We start from the raw sequence: 15,102 nt of genomic DNA, 5'->3' as shown, positions 1-15,102 counted from the left end.
AAATGGTCTAATCCCATTTAATTACATCTGTGCTTGCCTTGATGAACTGTGCCAGCCTGAGCCCGATATCGACAGCTTGTTACCCTGGAATTTTAAAACATAGGTGTAGTTCGCTAGACGCTCACGAAACAACAAACACTTCACTGTCTGATAGTGAGCTAGAAGCTTTTCTACCATTACTGAACAAAATAAAAGAAATAGTTGATTACATCTATATTCCCAGAGAGATTGAACCTGAGCTTTTTACAAAGCTGGAAACCAATGAAATACAGGTTCTTATGGGAGAAACTTTAATACAAATATTGAGTGAGCGAGTTCCTCAGAAACAAATTAACGAAATCAACTCTAGCCTCAACTCTTTCATCGATACACTTGCACAAGAGTTGGAAATATATTCTTACAGGACGCCAACAGATAGGCAGCAATACCTCAAGAAAAATGACGTATATAATCTAATTATTCAATCATTTTTTAGCACAAGAAAATTACACAAAAAACAAGGTGAAAACTGGCTAGAAATTAGTTCATTAAGTTCAGGTGAGAAACAAAAAGCCATAATAAATGTTGCACATAGCTTGTTAAAGAAGCACAGAGATACTGGTACTAATTTAATAATAGGAATTGATGAGCCGGAATCATCTTTGCACATGTCGGCATGCTTTGACCAATTCGATGCTTTATATGAGATTAGTCGAGATGCTATGCAAGTTGTATTTTCATCTCACTGGTATGGCTTTTTACCAACAATCGAGACGGGTAGTGCAACCGTAATAACCAAAAATGACTCAGCACATGTTTTCGATATGATTAACTTGGCTAATTACAGAGAGCAAATCAAGCAATTGACTACGAAATCTAAAGGGCGACTACCTTACGACATAAGACTAAAAAGCGTTAATGACTTTGTACAGTCAGTGATTACCAGTGCAATTGGTGAAACACCATTTAACTGGATTATTTGTGAAGGGTCGTCTGAAAAAGTGTACTTGAGCGCTTACTTTCAGGATTTGATTGATTCAAAAAGGTTAAGGATTGTTCCCGTTGGTGGAGCTAGAGAGATCAAGAGACTGTATAATCATTTGTCGACCTCATATGAAGACTTTCAGGAAGAAATTTCCGGAAAAATCATTTTACTTTCTGATACTGATGCGCAATTGGTTAATTATGATGTGAAGAAATATCCAAACCTTTATTGTAAGAGAATAGTTAATTGCATGAAAGAGCGAACGACAAAGCTTGTCAATATTCAAGCCAATCCAGTTTCTCCAGCAACTGAAATAGAGGACTCTTTAAATGGCAAATTGTTCTATGAAACTTTATGCACTTTTATCGATAGTTATCCTGATAAACTTAGTTTCTTGCATGAAATAGAAGATGAAATCACCCAAGAAAGTTCACGAATCGCACTAGATTTAAAAGCTAGCCAATGGGGTGAAATTGAGCAATTTTTCGATTTGGATAATAATAAGTTTTCATTCTCTAAGCGATATGTTGAGGCAATAAGTGACGAGTACGCAGTACCTTCTTGGATAGAGGAAATCAGGGAATGGTTGGGCTAACTTTTTTTGTTAGCAAGCCACGACATTCTGAAATTTTATGCACTTATAGTTAAAAAGTTCTTTGATTAAATTTTATGTGTTTAAATAGTAAGGAGTTTTACTATTCATACTGAAAATACCAACATCAAAATATTATTCCCTCTTGTTTGTGAATGCATTACTGTAATGCTAGATGCTCATAAATCAGGTAAGGAAAATGCTAATGTGTCAGAGATGCAAAAATATGCACATGATGTCTTTTCAAGGGTTTCAGAAATTGATAATGCATTTAAAACTTTAAACATGTCTCTAGAGTATCTCAATAAGAGGGACTTTAAAGATTCAAATTATGAATTATCGGAGCATTATTCTTTTCATGCTGAAAACTTTCTATTAAGACTAACCAGTGTTGTTGACAGGTGCCACCTATTAGCAGGTACAACAGTGCTTTTGGATAAAAGTAAAATGGAGAGAGCGGGAGGAAATAGATATGTTTTAGACCTCCTAAAAAAAGATTATCCGCAGGCGGCTGAAACAATAAAGAAGTTAAATGATTCGGTATCGCAATTAAGGTGTTCGCGAAATAAAGTAGCCCATCAAGAGGGCTATTCGAACAAAAATCTTATTGTTATTCAAGCTATGGAAGGTCCTTCAGATGAATTTTCATCCGAAATAGAAAAAGTGATGTCAATGGAAAACATAAAAAAGATAGTGCGTGAAGACATAGCTTCTAATTTTCAGCCAATAGTACCAGTCATGAATAATTTAGTGACAAACCTAATTAACAGCTTTGCAGTTATTTATAAAAGCATAGTGAAAGACAGATAACATGCACGTGCAAGCGACTGTATTTTACGCCGCTTGATGAGGGCGTTGAGGCTGTAGAATTACTATTTTTAAAGAAAATCAGTCCGTTTTATGGGTTCCAAATGCATTACCTAATGCTTTAAAAACGCTTAGAGTTAATTATAGGAGCTCGTTTTTAATTGAATTTGGCTGTTGGAGTTATTCTACAGTCTCGTTACCTGCACCTGTTTATTCACATAGAAGACTCTCAATTCTAATTGACAATTGTGAATGTCAATCTCTTTTTAAATCAATTGCTTGGTTTTTTTTGAAGGTTAGAGCTTATTACTTTATCAATATGGTTTTGCATAACTTGTTTGAACTCTTTAAAAATGATAATAGCAGCTAAACAGAAATCTAAAATCATACCTATCTAACTGCTATTTATTTGAATCTTAAAACTAATTCTTAAAACTAGTTATGACACACTAATTGGTATGTATGAATTTCTTTTTTGCTGCTACCCCATTTTAATGACCATAGCTCGCTGTTATCAACTGGGCAACTTGAAATGTAGTTGACGATGTCATTAGCCTTCTTTGTACTGTCACGGACATCTGATGCAATTGATAAGATCGTAACTTCGGAATGCTTTAAAGCGTATTCAACCTCTCTTCCACTAACTGCACTTCCTTCTCCGGTCGTAAGAATTACAGCTGTATAATGTGATTTTGCAATAGTCTTTTTTAAAGTATCAATTTCTGAGTACATCCAATCGTAGTATGTATTTGCAAGTGAAATTTCGGAGTTTGGAATATCTTCAGCAGAAATAAGCTTTCCAAATTTGAAAGATGAATTTAACATTGAATTTTTCAGCGCTTGCATGATTTCCATTGGCACATTTGGAGTGGTGTCGTAACCACGCACCTTGTGGCCATATTTCTGGGCTTTTTGAGATGTAACAATTAACACTTTATGGTGTATTTGCGAAAGTTTATCTGCTAGCTCTTGGACAACACGTGATTCACCTGATCCCCCTTTGGTTCTTAGGACACTCATATATATAACTGGTGCAAGATCGGTAAATTTATTTGCTAAGGTTTTGAGATTAGGTAATTTTTGTTTTGGTGTAGGCATGAAATCCTCTTTATTAATTTAAAGACAGGATACAAGAGCCTAGAATTGATACTAAAAAGTAGCTACCCCTTTAAAAAAAGGAGTCCTAGGTCTCTTTAGTATCGAAATCTGAATTGTAAGTTACTACAAGCTATTAGAGCTTGAGTTTATACATTAATTGAAAGAGGCCTTTTCATCAAGGTTTATTTGGCTTGTGCTCCTAGTCCAGTGTTAAATAAAACTCGGTATAGCTAATAAAAAATAGTTGTACAACGATTTCAACACACATAGCTTGGTGGCAAACAGTGGGATTTGGTAGTAAGTGGATGCAGGTTAGCTTTGGGTGTACCAAAAACATTTGATTTATGCCACGATACTTACTGTAAGGCATGTTGGTAGTAACTTAGTAAACTTAATTGTTAGTAACGCCTATCTGCGATGCCTCATTTACTAAAAGTCTATATCCAAACTGGAGGGAGATTATTAACATTGCCCAATCAGATCCAACTTTTTATTGCGACTCATCTCACTGCTGCTGTAGGTAGATCCCCTTGTTGATATTCAATGCTCGAATATCAGCTGCTTTAAGCAGCACAGCATTTGCACTCTCATGGGCAAGCGTCTCTTATCCTACCATCCCCATGACAGCCCGTTTGTTCTGAGACGTATCTGGCTCAGAACCGGAAGGCTAAATATTATGAGGTTATTTTTCTCAAATCTCATTCTTGCTTTTGATTATACGAATATAAGCATAGAGCTCAAGGGGTTAATTTGCTTAAAAATATGTTGTTATTTGTTTTTCCCTGTTACGCAGGAGATTTTGCAAAATTAAAAATATTGGTTAGTTTTTTAATTTAAGTAGTTTAAGAGTTGTTGTATCTGATGGACTAATACTTACTAGTATAGTCAGCCACCTAAAAGGTAGCTGACTTACAATCTGGCTATGTATTTACTCTAGACCATTCTTCCTTAGCTTTAGCCCTCTGAGCATCAATATACTCAGCTAGATCATTTAAGTGAATGTAATATGGTGCTTTTGCCGAGCTTCCTATTTTGAATGTAGGAATTGGCAGATCCTTTGCTTTGGCTTTATTCATCGATTTGATTAAGTTCTATTAGTCTAACCTGAAAGATCAAGTTAAGACTAATTCACATTACTTAAAATCGTTGTACAACGATGTATATGGATTAGAACCAAAGCGACAGTCTGACACGGTGTCAGACTGCTAGTTTATGGTTCAACTTATAACTACGATAACTCTTATTAGTCCCCAATGTTGTTGTGATTGGAAAGTGTTGGTAATTCTGTAATTGAGCTGGCGCTTTATTTTGAACCGAGAATTGAAATCAATTTTAAATTCAAGGCATTACTGTTGACTAAAATCGTTGTACAACGATTTTAGTCAAGTTAAAACTGAGGTTACAGTCTGACACGTTGTCAGACTATTAGTTAATGATTCAACTTGTAACTTCGATAACACTTATTAGTTCACATTGGGTTGCATGTTTAGTGGTTATCATTAACTAAAGTCATTATGCAACGACATGTAGTTAAGTTAGAACTGAGGCTACAGTCTGACACGGTGTCAGACTGTTAGTTTATGATTCAACTTATAACTTCGATAACACTTGTTAGTTCACAGTGGTTTTTGAAAAGCGTTGGTGATTTTAGAATTGAGACTGATCTTGATTGTGAACCGCGAATTTAAAGCAAGTTTGTATACCCAAGAGGTTATCATTATTGGATCCAATAGTTGTTACTAATTAGATCTTCGTGAACAAAACAGTAGGATTAGGTAGTAAAAACCGTGTTCAACGTCCACGTTTAGCTTAAAACTGTCAAGATTAGGTAGTAAAAACCGTGGTCAGCACGCATATTCAGCTTAAAAAGGACTGGATTAGGTAGTATAAACCGTGTTCAGCGACTACGTTTAGTTTAAATGGGTGGGATTAGGTAGTAAAAACCAAGAGCAAAGTATGGGATAATCTCCAAAAAGGTGGGGTTAGGTAGTAAAAATCCAATACCAAAGAGTTATCTGCTACCAAAACAGTGGGGTTTGGTAGTAACTTAGCAAACTTACTTATTAGCAGATCCTATCTGTGATGCCTCACTTCTAAAAGTCTATATCCAAACTGGAGGGAGATTATTAACATTGCCAGTCAGATCCAACTTCTTATTGCGACTAATTTCACAGCTGTTGTAGATGGGATTTAAGTAGCACTACATTTGCACTTTCATGGGTAAGTACCTTCTGCCTTATCACATAGGAGGTTATGAAACAGTAATAGTCATTTGTTATTACTATTGCTTGGATTTAGCCAGTGTAAGAATCGTTGTATCTGATGGGCTAATGCTTACTGCATAGTCAGCTACCTAAAAGGTAGCTGACTTACAATCTGGCTATGTATTTACTCTAAACCACTCTTCCTTAGCTTTAGCTCTTTGAGCATCAATATACTCAGCTAGATCATTTAAGTGAATGTAATATGGTGCTTTTGCCGAGCTTCCTATTTTGAATGTAGGAATTGGCAGATCTTCTGCTTTGGCTTTATTCATAGCTGTACGGAGCGAACAGCCAAAATAGTCATCACAAACCTTACCCAAAGGGATAATGGCTTCTTCAAATTGAGCAAGTAGCATAAATACTGTGTTCATAATCTTTCCTAAACCGTTAAAGCTCATAAAGAGCCAAATCAAAAATGAGGGTTTGGTAGTCAAAGGAAAGTGCTAGACAGGTATGTTGAAGGAGGCTAATGAATCTCAGGTTATCGCAACGCAGTCTGGGTTACGGCCTATGTGACTGGAGAAACATTCACCAAGTTGAATTTCTAAGAAATGCGTCAACTTTGGCTACGAGTAAATAGTATATCTGTATAGTTGGTTATATCAACTTATATAGCGTTACCTTTTAAATATAGCCATCAACTATCCCATCGGGCTTCTCATAAAACTAATAAAAACATGTCAAAATTATTAGTTTTTTATAGCTATAAGCTAAAGAGTTGAAATTATTTTCAGCTTTTTCTAAGCACTTTATTTCTAACGTAATTGACTGCGTTGCAGTCTATTACGCCCTAATAAAAACTAAAAATATCGCTATATATCATATGGTTAAATCGAATCTGTAGTTGTGGGTAAGTGAGTTTATGTGCTAATTTTAAAGGGTTATGTGTGTAAATTTAGTTTTCCATAAAGCAAAAGGCTATTTATCTGCGTGTAGCATTAGTGATTAGGAGAGGTGGGAGTTCCTAGTCAAATATTAATTCATATTTAAGGTAAGTAGTAATGCACTCTAATCCGTTACAGAAAGACATGAACCAAACAATGCTACTCGAACTTGAGGAAGCTCTAATTGGTGAAGATAAAGCTGTGGCAATTTTAAAATCGGCTAAAGATTTTGTTGAATCTGGTGTATGTGATAACCCGTTGAAAGCGCTATTGGGGCATCATTACCGAAACTCCAAAAAAGCGTTTCAAGAATACCTGATCGATAAAGCTGGTGGCAGTTCAGCAAAAGTTGGGACGGCAAGAGTAAAGGCATCAATGCTAAATAAGGCCAGTGAAGCGCTAATTCCAATTAAGCATAAATTTGCTAGGTTTAACTCTCAAAGCATTTTAAAGGCGGCGACTATAGAGCCTATGAATATTGATGAGCTTAAAAAACTCACAGAGCTTCATGATATATATAATGCGTTAGGGGAGCACTACTTTTCGGATTTAACATATCGGGACAAGGACGCTGCTTTTTCTGTTATCACACAGGATTGTCTTTCGAAAAATCATTTTGCTCGAGTTCGTGAAAAAAGAATTAAAAATTTTACTACTAAAACACATGGTAAAGCAGCTGAGAATATTATTAATGGATGGACTAAGGTAGAGGCGCATTTCTCGCTGCCAGAAGGTCTCATCACTCGCTTCATACCTAAAATGATCCACATACCACAACGTAAGTCTTGTCCGAATGGAACGAAGAAGCCGAGTGAGTTATTAGACTTAGGGAAAAACGCTGAAAAACACTTTATGACTTTAGCTAGCTATTTTATGCAACCAATGACAGTTGATGAGATTCTTGAAACCCATCATCATATGCAACTAGCGAATAACTTTTTAAGCACCGCTCAGTTCAAATCCCCTAAGAAGTATTGGAGTACTAATGGTCGTGGAGATACGCCGACGGTTGAGATTTGGCGCAATATCTTGCGTAATTTTTCAACTACGTTTGTTAAGTGCGGGCTAATACAGTCAATAGAAGAATTTGATTTTTCCATGCTATTGAACGGGCGTAATTTACAGCTTTTTTATGATTACCATACTAATGGCATCTGGGTTAATAGCTATAATGATATTATTAATCAAGCCGAGTATAACCAGCGCCGTGCTCTCAAGGTAAAGAGTATAGTAGAGTATGATTTTCTAGGCGGAGACAATCATAAGCAAGCAAAGAAATGCCTAATGAAGCTGCTGGTATTAATTAAATCTCCAAATATTTCGTTAGTCCCTTACTTACCAATGTTCTACTTTATCCCGAGCTCTCCAGCTAAAAATTTACAAGAATACTGTTTTGATATTAGTAAGCTGGTAAGTAAAGTGGAGGGCTTGATAACACTAATTAATTCTAGTGGCGAGGCTAACCCTAGTGACGGGAATCGTAATATCAAGTGGTTAATAGACACTAGTTACCGTGCCAACAAAGGCCTTCAAGGCGGCGTTGAAGATGGGGTCATAGAGTATCAAAAAATAGTTAGAAAGTTTGAAGAGTTAGCTTATGAACCATGTAGTAATGGGGATGACCGACTAAGGTATTTATCTATCGCATTAGCGATGAGGATTGCTTTGGTTAATCCACTTAGAATTAGTAACTTTGAAGACTTAATCGCTGAACCATACAGAACAGTTGAAGAAGCTGCCAATTCTAAAGCCGCTGCTCTGATATCAAATGCCGATGATAGTTATAGTACCTTTATTCCTTTGCCGCTCGTTAAAAATAGAGCTCACCTTGGCAAACATGCTAAAGGCATTGAAAACAAATTACCTATAGCGCTAAGCGACAAAATTAATGAGTTCATTGAGCAAAGAGCGCTTCATTACCATGGTATGGACAATAGGTTATTTATCTGGAATGGCATAAACAGCCGTGGTGGCTTACGAGTTAATATGTCGGAACAGACTTATCGTGTGATTCAGCTAATATGGCCTGAACGGGATTGGATCGTTAAGGGGATCAACCCTCATGCTTTAAGGCATTTTGCTGCGACTTACTATCTATCAAAAAATCGCCAAGATTACGCTGGATTATCAATACTGTTAAACGATAAGGAAGAAACGGTACGTAGCGTCTACGCAAAGTTAGACCTTCACTCGATTCAAGAAGATATTATGCGGCATGGGGAAGCGTGCTGTAATTTCTGATATTGCCTTAGGTGTAGTAACCCATACTCGATCTTACATTTACTGGTTAGCCATGACTAAATTGTTCAGTGGGTCTGCTGGTATCGGCAAGTCACAATTGGACAAAATGAGCTTTAAACTGAGGGCGGCTTTGTGACAGAAGCTGTCGTTCAGCTAGTTTATCAAATGACTAATAAAACTAAAATAACGGACATTTAACCTAACTCACATTTGGACAGAAACGTGTCAGGGACTTTTCTAAATTAGCAACGCACAGATAGCAATACGTACGGCTGTGTTTATCAGACCTGTTTATTCAATAACTTTATCGAGTCCGTTCAAAAGTACCGTTCACATCACGCGTGTAACTTTCCCGTGTGCAATTCGTTATTAGCGCTTACATGGCAAGGCCTCTAGGTTAATACGACAGTGTAACCTAGAGTGCCGCCGCACCTGTTTTTAATGTGAAATGGTAGATACACCGGCAATTATTTTAATAAATACTCACCTTTTGCTTATTCGTAAAAGTGCTATGCGTTAAATTATGATTAAGCGGAACTAAGGCGACAGGTTAATTTTTTCAGCGCCGCAGATAGTTAAAAAATTTTGTTAGTATCAAAGAAACATAAAAAATGAAGGTAACCAGGCACGAGGCCTGGTTGAAAATCAACGATAGTAAAATGGCATGGATGCCACGTTCTAACCGCCAATCTTTTACGGCAATTTAAGATTACACTGCGGTTGGGGCACTATCAATATTAATGAGCACGCGAATGAAAATAGATATTCATTATAAAGTGAAAGTAGAAGGAAGGTTTTCTATTAATTTAATTTCCCTAATTTCTGTAGCCCAATTGGTTATAAGTTTAATAGGTTAATTGTTAGGTAGGGGGTATTGCAGGTCAAAGTGTGATACCCCATTATTTTAGCCGCTAAAATTAAAGTTTCACCGGTGAAACTCAGTTGTTGGATGAAGGTCTTGTGTTTGATTTTCTGCTATCAGTTAACAAATATAAAAATTAATTATTTATCATTATGTTTTCATTTTTTGACAATGCTAAAGGCGTGAACTATAAATACCTTTCAATTGATATTAAAAGGGAAATTCAAGGACTATGAAAATAAATTTAATTAATTGCCTGCTATCTGTAGTCATAGCAACTGGTGTAAGTAATATGAGTTATGCTGAGGAAGTTCCGCGCAGTCAACAAGTAATTACCTCCCTTCCTGTACTCACTAGTCAGAATGCTCCAGCTCCTGCCGAAATCAAAAACATCCGCATGGAGTCTGAATTAATGGCTCGAGCATCAGCTCCGCCGCTATCTTCAATGTGGGTATATGCTGTTGGTTCAACTGATTGTGGGTGGGAGTCCACTGTTGGTATGACAACAACTGCATGTGATCATGGGGGAGAGCAGCTGCGTACTGCTGTTTTAGAAATTGGTTATGGTTATAATCATATTGCTTGGATGAACGGTGGGTTACTTCCGAGTTCCACAATGTACTCAAGTACGCCTGTTTGTGTGACTGGTAGTAATTACACATGGCCTTGTACCGCTGGGCAAACTGTCGTGGGTTTCCTCAATGAATACAATGTCGATGGTCATCAAAACGGATTATTCAAATACCAAAATACTTCGACTAATTCGCCATGGAATACTATGTCAGTCCAGATCAGTATTCTTTGATTTATTAATGATGTAGGCCAGACATTCTGGCCTTTTTATATTTCTAAATACGAATGTTAACACCAGTACTTTTGTCTTGCATGATAGACATAGCTGATTCTAACATCTTCAAAGTAGTCTCGTCATTGCGTGACAGTGCGCCTTGGATGCCATCACGCGTTTTTTGAATGAAGTTATATCGTGTTTCATCACTGTGTGCACCTGCCAGTTCGCCTCCATTTACGGGTATTTTCATAGTCATAGCCATGAAAGGCCTGCCGTCATCGAGAGACATTTCTCCATTGCGGATTTGAGTGTTGGCCCAGTCCCGCATTTCTTGCCGGGTCATACTAGTGAAATCCGCCTGTTTTGTGCTGCTGTCAGTCTTATCATTGTCTGTTTGTGCTGCTGTTAATGCAGCCGAAAATGACGTTGAGGCCTCTGTTGAAGGCTTGGTACGCTGGTTCCCATTAAAATAATGTACGTTTGCATCAACTCGCATAGGTTCTTTTCCTTAGTATGATCGTATGAGTGATATTAACTGCAAAACCTGCGCCATAATTATACACTTATAGTCTTTTGAAAACGCCTTTAAAAAGTTTATTTAAATTAAGTTGTTGAAGGTAATTCATCGTAAAGTGAAAAGCTTAATACAGAGGTGTTGGACGGCAAAGGCTTTCCGGTAACTGGAATATTTACTAATAGGCTTGGCTCATAGGCCTTAAATTATTCAGGATAAAGCCTAATAAAAGAAGGTTTTGAAATAAGCAATATTAAAGTGAAATATTGGGATCGAGATTGATACAAAGATGAGGGATATAGAAATCAATATCCATTTCAATTTTTTGATTTCTTTTAAGTGATTTGCATTTTTAAGCGATTCATTTAGCCGCTGAATATTTAGTTCAACTTCGTGTACAGTCTCCTGAGAGACGAGCGCTAAATCTTTAATACTATCAACAGAGCTTTTTAAGTTTTTCTCTGTTGCTAGTATATGAGTATCAACGCTCTTAATTTCCAGTGATTTCTTCACATATTCAGATAAAGAAATACCTTCCTTTTGCGCCTCACTACTTAAAGACTCTTTTAATTTATCGTCAATTCGGATGCTTAGAATAGCCATTCTAAAATACCTCTGATGTATACGGGTGTAAACAAAGCGTATACGCCTATTTTTAAAGGCGCAACAGGTTATTTTAGATGAAAACTGTGTATGACAAAATGAGATAATAGGCACGCTGTCGAATGAATCGCCCCGTGTTTGCCAGAGACTCAATAACTTGAGAAACTGGAACTATGAAAAAATCAAATCGCTATACATCAGAATTTCGTGAACGTGCAATTAGGCTTGTTACCACACAACAGCATGAATACCCTTCTCTTTGGGCTGCGCTAGTATCGATTTCAGATAAACTGGGATGTACCCCAGAAACACTTAGAGCATGGGTCAAGAAATCTCAAGCTCAACCGTCTAAACCCTCTTCTAATACGCAATCAACTGAAGAACGCCTTGCCGTCTTAGAGCGCGAGAATAAAGAGCTCAAGCGAACGAATGATATCCTGAGGCAAGCTGCCGCTTTTTTCGCCCAAGCGGAGCTCGACCGCAAACAGAAGTAATAGTGGATTTTATTGATGCTTGCAGAGAGCATTACGGTGTCGAGTCAATTTGCAAGGAATTGCCGATTGCACCATCAACGTATTATTCTCATAAACAGATACAAAGAGAGCCTGAGCGACTGTCTAACCGCAAAAAGCGTGATGCTGAGCTGATAATACTCATTCGCGAAGTGTGGGAGGATAATATGTCAGTTTATGGTGCAAGAAAAATATGGAAGCAGCTACAGCTTGACGACCATCAAGTCGCCCGCTGTACAGTCGAACGATTGATGCGAGTTATGGGAATTCAAGGTGTTCGTCGGGGTAAAGCACATAAGACAACGATACCTGACGAGCAACAAGATAAGCCACTTGATTTAGTTAATCGTCAATTTACTGCTGAGCAGCCAAATCAACTTTGGGTAGCTGACATCACCTATGTTGCCACATGGAGTGGGTTTGTTTATGTCGCTTTCGTGATAGATGTTTTTTCACGATACATTGTAGGTTGGCGTGTATCAACGACAATGCACACAGAGCTTATTCTTGATGCGTTAGAGCAAGCTATTTGGCATCGTGGCAACCCCGAAGGGTTAATTCACCACAGCGACAGAGGCAGCCAATATTTTTCTATACGATACACTGAGCGACTTGCTGAAGCTGGAATTCAAGCGTCTGTAGGCAGTGTGGGTGACTCTTATGACAATGCATTGGCTGAAACAATAAATGGATTATTTAAAACAGAGATTATTCGCAGAAATGGCCCGTGGAAGAATGTTGATGCTGTTGAATACGCAACGTTAGAGTGGGTTAATTGGTTTAATAATCAACGCCTATTATCTTCAATTGGGTATATTTCACCAGCTCAATATGAAACAGACTACTATGATAATTTAAACGAGTCAGGTAAAGTGGCCTGACTTAAACAAACTGGTCTCCGATGAACTCGGGGCGATTCAATTAGATAAAATAAACTGGGTAACACCTTCACAAAGAAAGCGTCAGTTAGACAAGGCAATTTAAATGTTGTCTGGAAAATTATAGCCAGCTCATCCGCACCCATTACCAGGGGAGTGTTTATCTTCATGGATGGTGCGAACTGCACATCACAATGGCCTGAAAGTACAAAGCTTTGGTCATTTTGCTTTTAATAAGCGTTATGAACTTTGGAATAGGGATATAGATAGGCTAGCGCCTGAAAGGTTGTTAGAGCAGATGTCAGTAAAAACGGGGGTAACACTTAGGGAAGCAAAGAAAACAACGCTAAGTCTATTTGAGGGGCGTTTATTTGAGTCTACAAGCCTGTCAGGTCAGCTACGCTGGATAACACCGCTTAAATTATATCATCGTACTCATACAGGTTTTGGCATGCAGTATTGTCCCCTATGCTTAGCTGAAAGTACAGACGCTTATTATCGAATTGCTTGGCGAGTGGCTTTTTATACTTTTTGCCCAAAACACTTAATACTCATGGAAGATAGGTGTAGACATTGTGGAATGGCAGTTGCTTTTCACCGAATAGAGCTTGGAAAATATCACCAGTTAGATGCTCCAGATCTAGCGGTGTGTTGGAAATGCGGGGTAAGTTTAACTGATTTCACTCCTATTCCTGTTAATATTTGGCACCAGAACGTACATCGAAGGTGGAAATGGAAGTTAGCGGTATTAGACCGTGGTTTTGTTAATTCAGGTCAAGTAAAAACTCAGAGGCTTAATTTACTGCATCAGCTTTGTAGAATTATTGCCTCACACTCATTGGCTCCCGATTTACAACAATACTTATGTGACAAAACAAATATGCCGTATCAACATATAAGTGATGTAAAAATAGCATTTGAGCAGCGCTCTTTATCTGAGCGGCATTATATTTTAGAGCTCGCATGGTGGTTAATCGAAAAATACCCAAGGAAGATAAATGAAGCCATTAAGTATAAAAAACTACGCCCACATTACCTCTACAAAGATATGCCGAGTCTAAGATTTAAGTAATGCTTATTATCTATGTATATTAAGTTAATTTTTCTTATTAGAAACAACTAAAGTAAGATAATAACCTGCCGATAACTAGTAATAAATAACGAACAAGGAAAATGATATGAAAGTTAATTCAAATGATACTAATCTAGCATCGCAGTTTATATCGAACGGTTCAGAAGTGAAAATTAATAAACCTGTAAATGGTAAAGAACAAATAAATAGTGAAATGGAGCGACTAGCTAAGGACATATATCATAATGATCAGCCTAAAGAGCCTAAAGCGACCTATGATAAGCCAATGAATATATCAACAAATAATGTTGTATCAACAAGGGAAGCAGAAGAAAAAGCGTTAAATAATATTCGAATCGCTACTGTGAATCTTTATATGCCGGGTGGTGAAGTTTCCAACTCTGTTGAAAAAATGTTTACTCAGTATGACAATATTGTGGCTGAAATAGCGGCCGAACAACCATCATTAGCGAATAAAGACTGGGGGATATCAATCAGTCAATCAGGTGAGCTAGAAGTTACAGGTTCTATTAATGATAAAGAGAAAAGTCTGATATCTGAAAAATTAAATGACAACGGGGATTTTGTGGCCGCAGCTAACGAGTTTAAATCGAGCTTTCTAGAGCACATTGACTTGGGAGTTAGGGGGTGGTCAAGTTACGACGTAAACGAAGATAATTTCTCAAAAATATTTGATTTAAAAGAAATTCTGGATAATTCACAAGGAGGAGAAAGCTTTAAACAGGCTTGGAATAAGGACTTTAGTTGGCTTGAGTTAAACGATAATATCTCATCTCAACTTAGAAGAAATGCAGAACGAGAGTAATTTATTGCGAAAGGGCCTCATTTAGAGGCCCTTTTAAATTATGAAGGTTCGCTAGAAATTAAATCCTGAGGTAGTGTTTAGAAATCTGTGTCATTTCAGTATTATTAAGAAAACAGGAGTGACACATGACTCAATCTTTCGACTTCAACAAAGCATTAGCTGAACTTCAAGCTGGTAAAGGCCTTACTGGCGAAG

11 protein-coding genes, 1 pseudogene and 1 other annotated feature are annotated in these 15,102 nt (G+C 37.4%); of the genes and pseudogenes, 7 read left to right on the top strand and 5 right to left on the bottom strand.

The genetic code is table 11. The features are described 5' to 3' along the window. Positions 1 to 56 precede the first annotated feature (56 nt). Positions 57 to 1,559 carry an ATP-dependent endonuclease gene (locus tag H4J63_RS17930; RefSeq protein WP_259365834.1) on the top strand — a complete coding sequence of 501 codons (1,503 nt, stop codon included), beginning with the start codon at positions 57 to 59 and terminating at the stop codon, positions 1,557 to 1,559. A 165-nt stretch (positions 1,560 to 1,724) separates the two neighbouring features. Next, the gene (locus H4J63_RS17925) at positions 1,725 to 2,366 is read left to right on the top strand and encodes a Cthe_2314 family HEPN domain-containing protein (protein ID WP_182197804.1); all 642 of its coding nucleotides are present in this window, start codon (positions 1,725 to 1,727) and stop codon (positions 2,364 to 2,366) included. Positions 2,367 to 2,798: 432 nt separating this feature from the next. Here H4J63_RS17925 and H4J63_RS17920 read toward each other — a convergent pair whose 3' ends face one another. From H4J63_RS17920 to H4J63_RS17910, 3 genes are all read right to left on the bottom strand, one after another. Continuing rightward, positions 2,799 to 3,461: a hypothetical protein gene (locus tag H4J63_RS17920; RefSeq protein ID WP_182197803.1), complete on the bottom strand. Its 663-nt coding sequence runs from the start codon at positions 3,459 to 3,461 to the stop codon at positions 2,799 to 2,801. Between the two features lie 920 nt (positions 3,462 to 4,381). After that, on the bottom strand, positions 4,382 to 4,537 hold the full coding sequence (locus H4J63_RS20670; RefSeq protein WP_182197801.1) for a pyocin activator PrtN family protein: 156 nt from the start codon (positions 4,535 to 4,537) through the stop codon (positions 4,382 to 4,384). 1,304 nt (positions 4,538 to 5,841) lie between these two features. Beyond that, complete coding sequence (locus tag H4J63_RS17910; protein WP_182197799.1) at positions 5,842 to 6,096, bottom strand: pyocin activator PrtN family protein; 255 nt, start codon at positions 6,094 to 6,096, stop codon at positions 5,842 to 5,844. A gap of 630 nt (positions 6,097 to 6,726) precedes the next feature. On the opposite strand from H4J63_RS17910, the gene H4J63_RS17905 reads away from it, so the two are divergent. Together H4J63_RS17905 and H4J63_RS17900 are read left to right on the top strand one after the other, a co-directional pair. After that, on the top strand, positions 6,727 to 8,850 hold the full coding sequence (locus H4J63_RS17905; protein ID WP_182197798.1) for a hypothetical protein: 2,124 nt from the start codon (positions 6,727 to 6,729) through the stop codon (positions 8,848 to 8,850). Between the two features lie 1,094 nt (positions 8,851 to 9,944). After that, positions 9,945 to 10,517 carry a YolA family protein gene (locus tag H4J63_RS17900; protein WP_013463092.1) on the top strand — a complete coding sequence of 191 codons (573 nt, stop codon included), beginning with the start codon at positions 9,945 to 9,947 and terminating at the stop codon, positions 10,515 to 10,517. A 43-nt stretch (positions 10,518 to 10,560) separates the two neighbouring features. Here the strand turns inward: H4J63_RS17900 and H4J63_RS17895 are convergent, their stop codons facing one another. After that, positions 10,561 to 10,998, bottom strand: coding sequence for a hypothetical protein (locus H4J63_RS17895; protein WP_013463093.1), 438 nt, complete (start codon positions 10,996 to 10,998; stop codon positions 10,561 to 10,563). 240 nt (positions 10,999 to 11,238) lie between these two features. After that, positions 11,239 to 11,619, bottom strand: coding sequence for a hypothetical protein (locus H4J63_RS17890; protein ID WP_024606317.1), 381 nt, complete (start codon positions 11,617 to 11,619; stop codon positions 11,239 to 11,241). A gap of 173 nt (positions 11,620 to 11,792) precedes the next feature. On the opposite strand from H4J63_RS17890, the gene H4J63_RS17885 reads away from it, so the two are divergent. From H4J63_RS17885 to H4J63_RS17875, 3 genes and pseudogenes are all read left to right on the top strand, one after another. Further along, positions 11,793 to 13,012, top strand: a protein-coding gene (locus H4J63_RS17885; protein WP_182197796.1) for an IS3 family transposase whose coding sequence is annotated in 2 segments (ribosomal slippage) — positions 11,793 to 12,072 and positions 12,072 to 13,012 — 1,221 coding nt in all. Because the reading frame shifts where the segments join, the coding sequence is not laid out codon by codon here. Then, positions 12,071 to 12,187, top strand: a sequence feature (AL1L pseudoknot). (Overlaps the previous gene by 117 nt.) A 136-nt stretch (positions 13,013 to 13,148) precedes the next feature. Further along, positions 13,149 to 14,081: pseudogene (locus H4J63_RS17880) on the top strand (TniQ family protein); the annotation flags it as partial. A 106-nt stretch (positions 14,082 to 14,187) separates the two neighbouring features. Continuing rightward, a complete protein-coding gene (locus H4J63_RS17875; protein WP_024606314.1) occupies positions 14,188 to 14,907 on the top strand; it encodes a hypothetical protein in 720 nt (239 codons plus the stop codon). Positions 14,908 to 15,102 lie beyond the last annotated feature (195 nt).

This window comes from Pseudoalteromonas sp. 5Ae-yellow (genome assembly GCF_014077565.1).
Lineage (GTDB): Bacteria > Pseudomonadota > Gammaproteobacteria > Enterobacterales > Alteromonadaceae > Pseudoalteromonas.
This window is presented reverse-complemented; position numbering and strand designations above follow the sequence as displayed.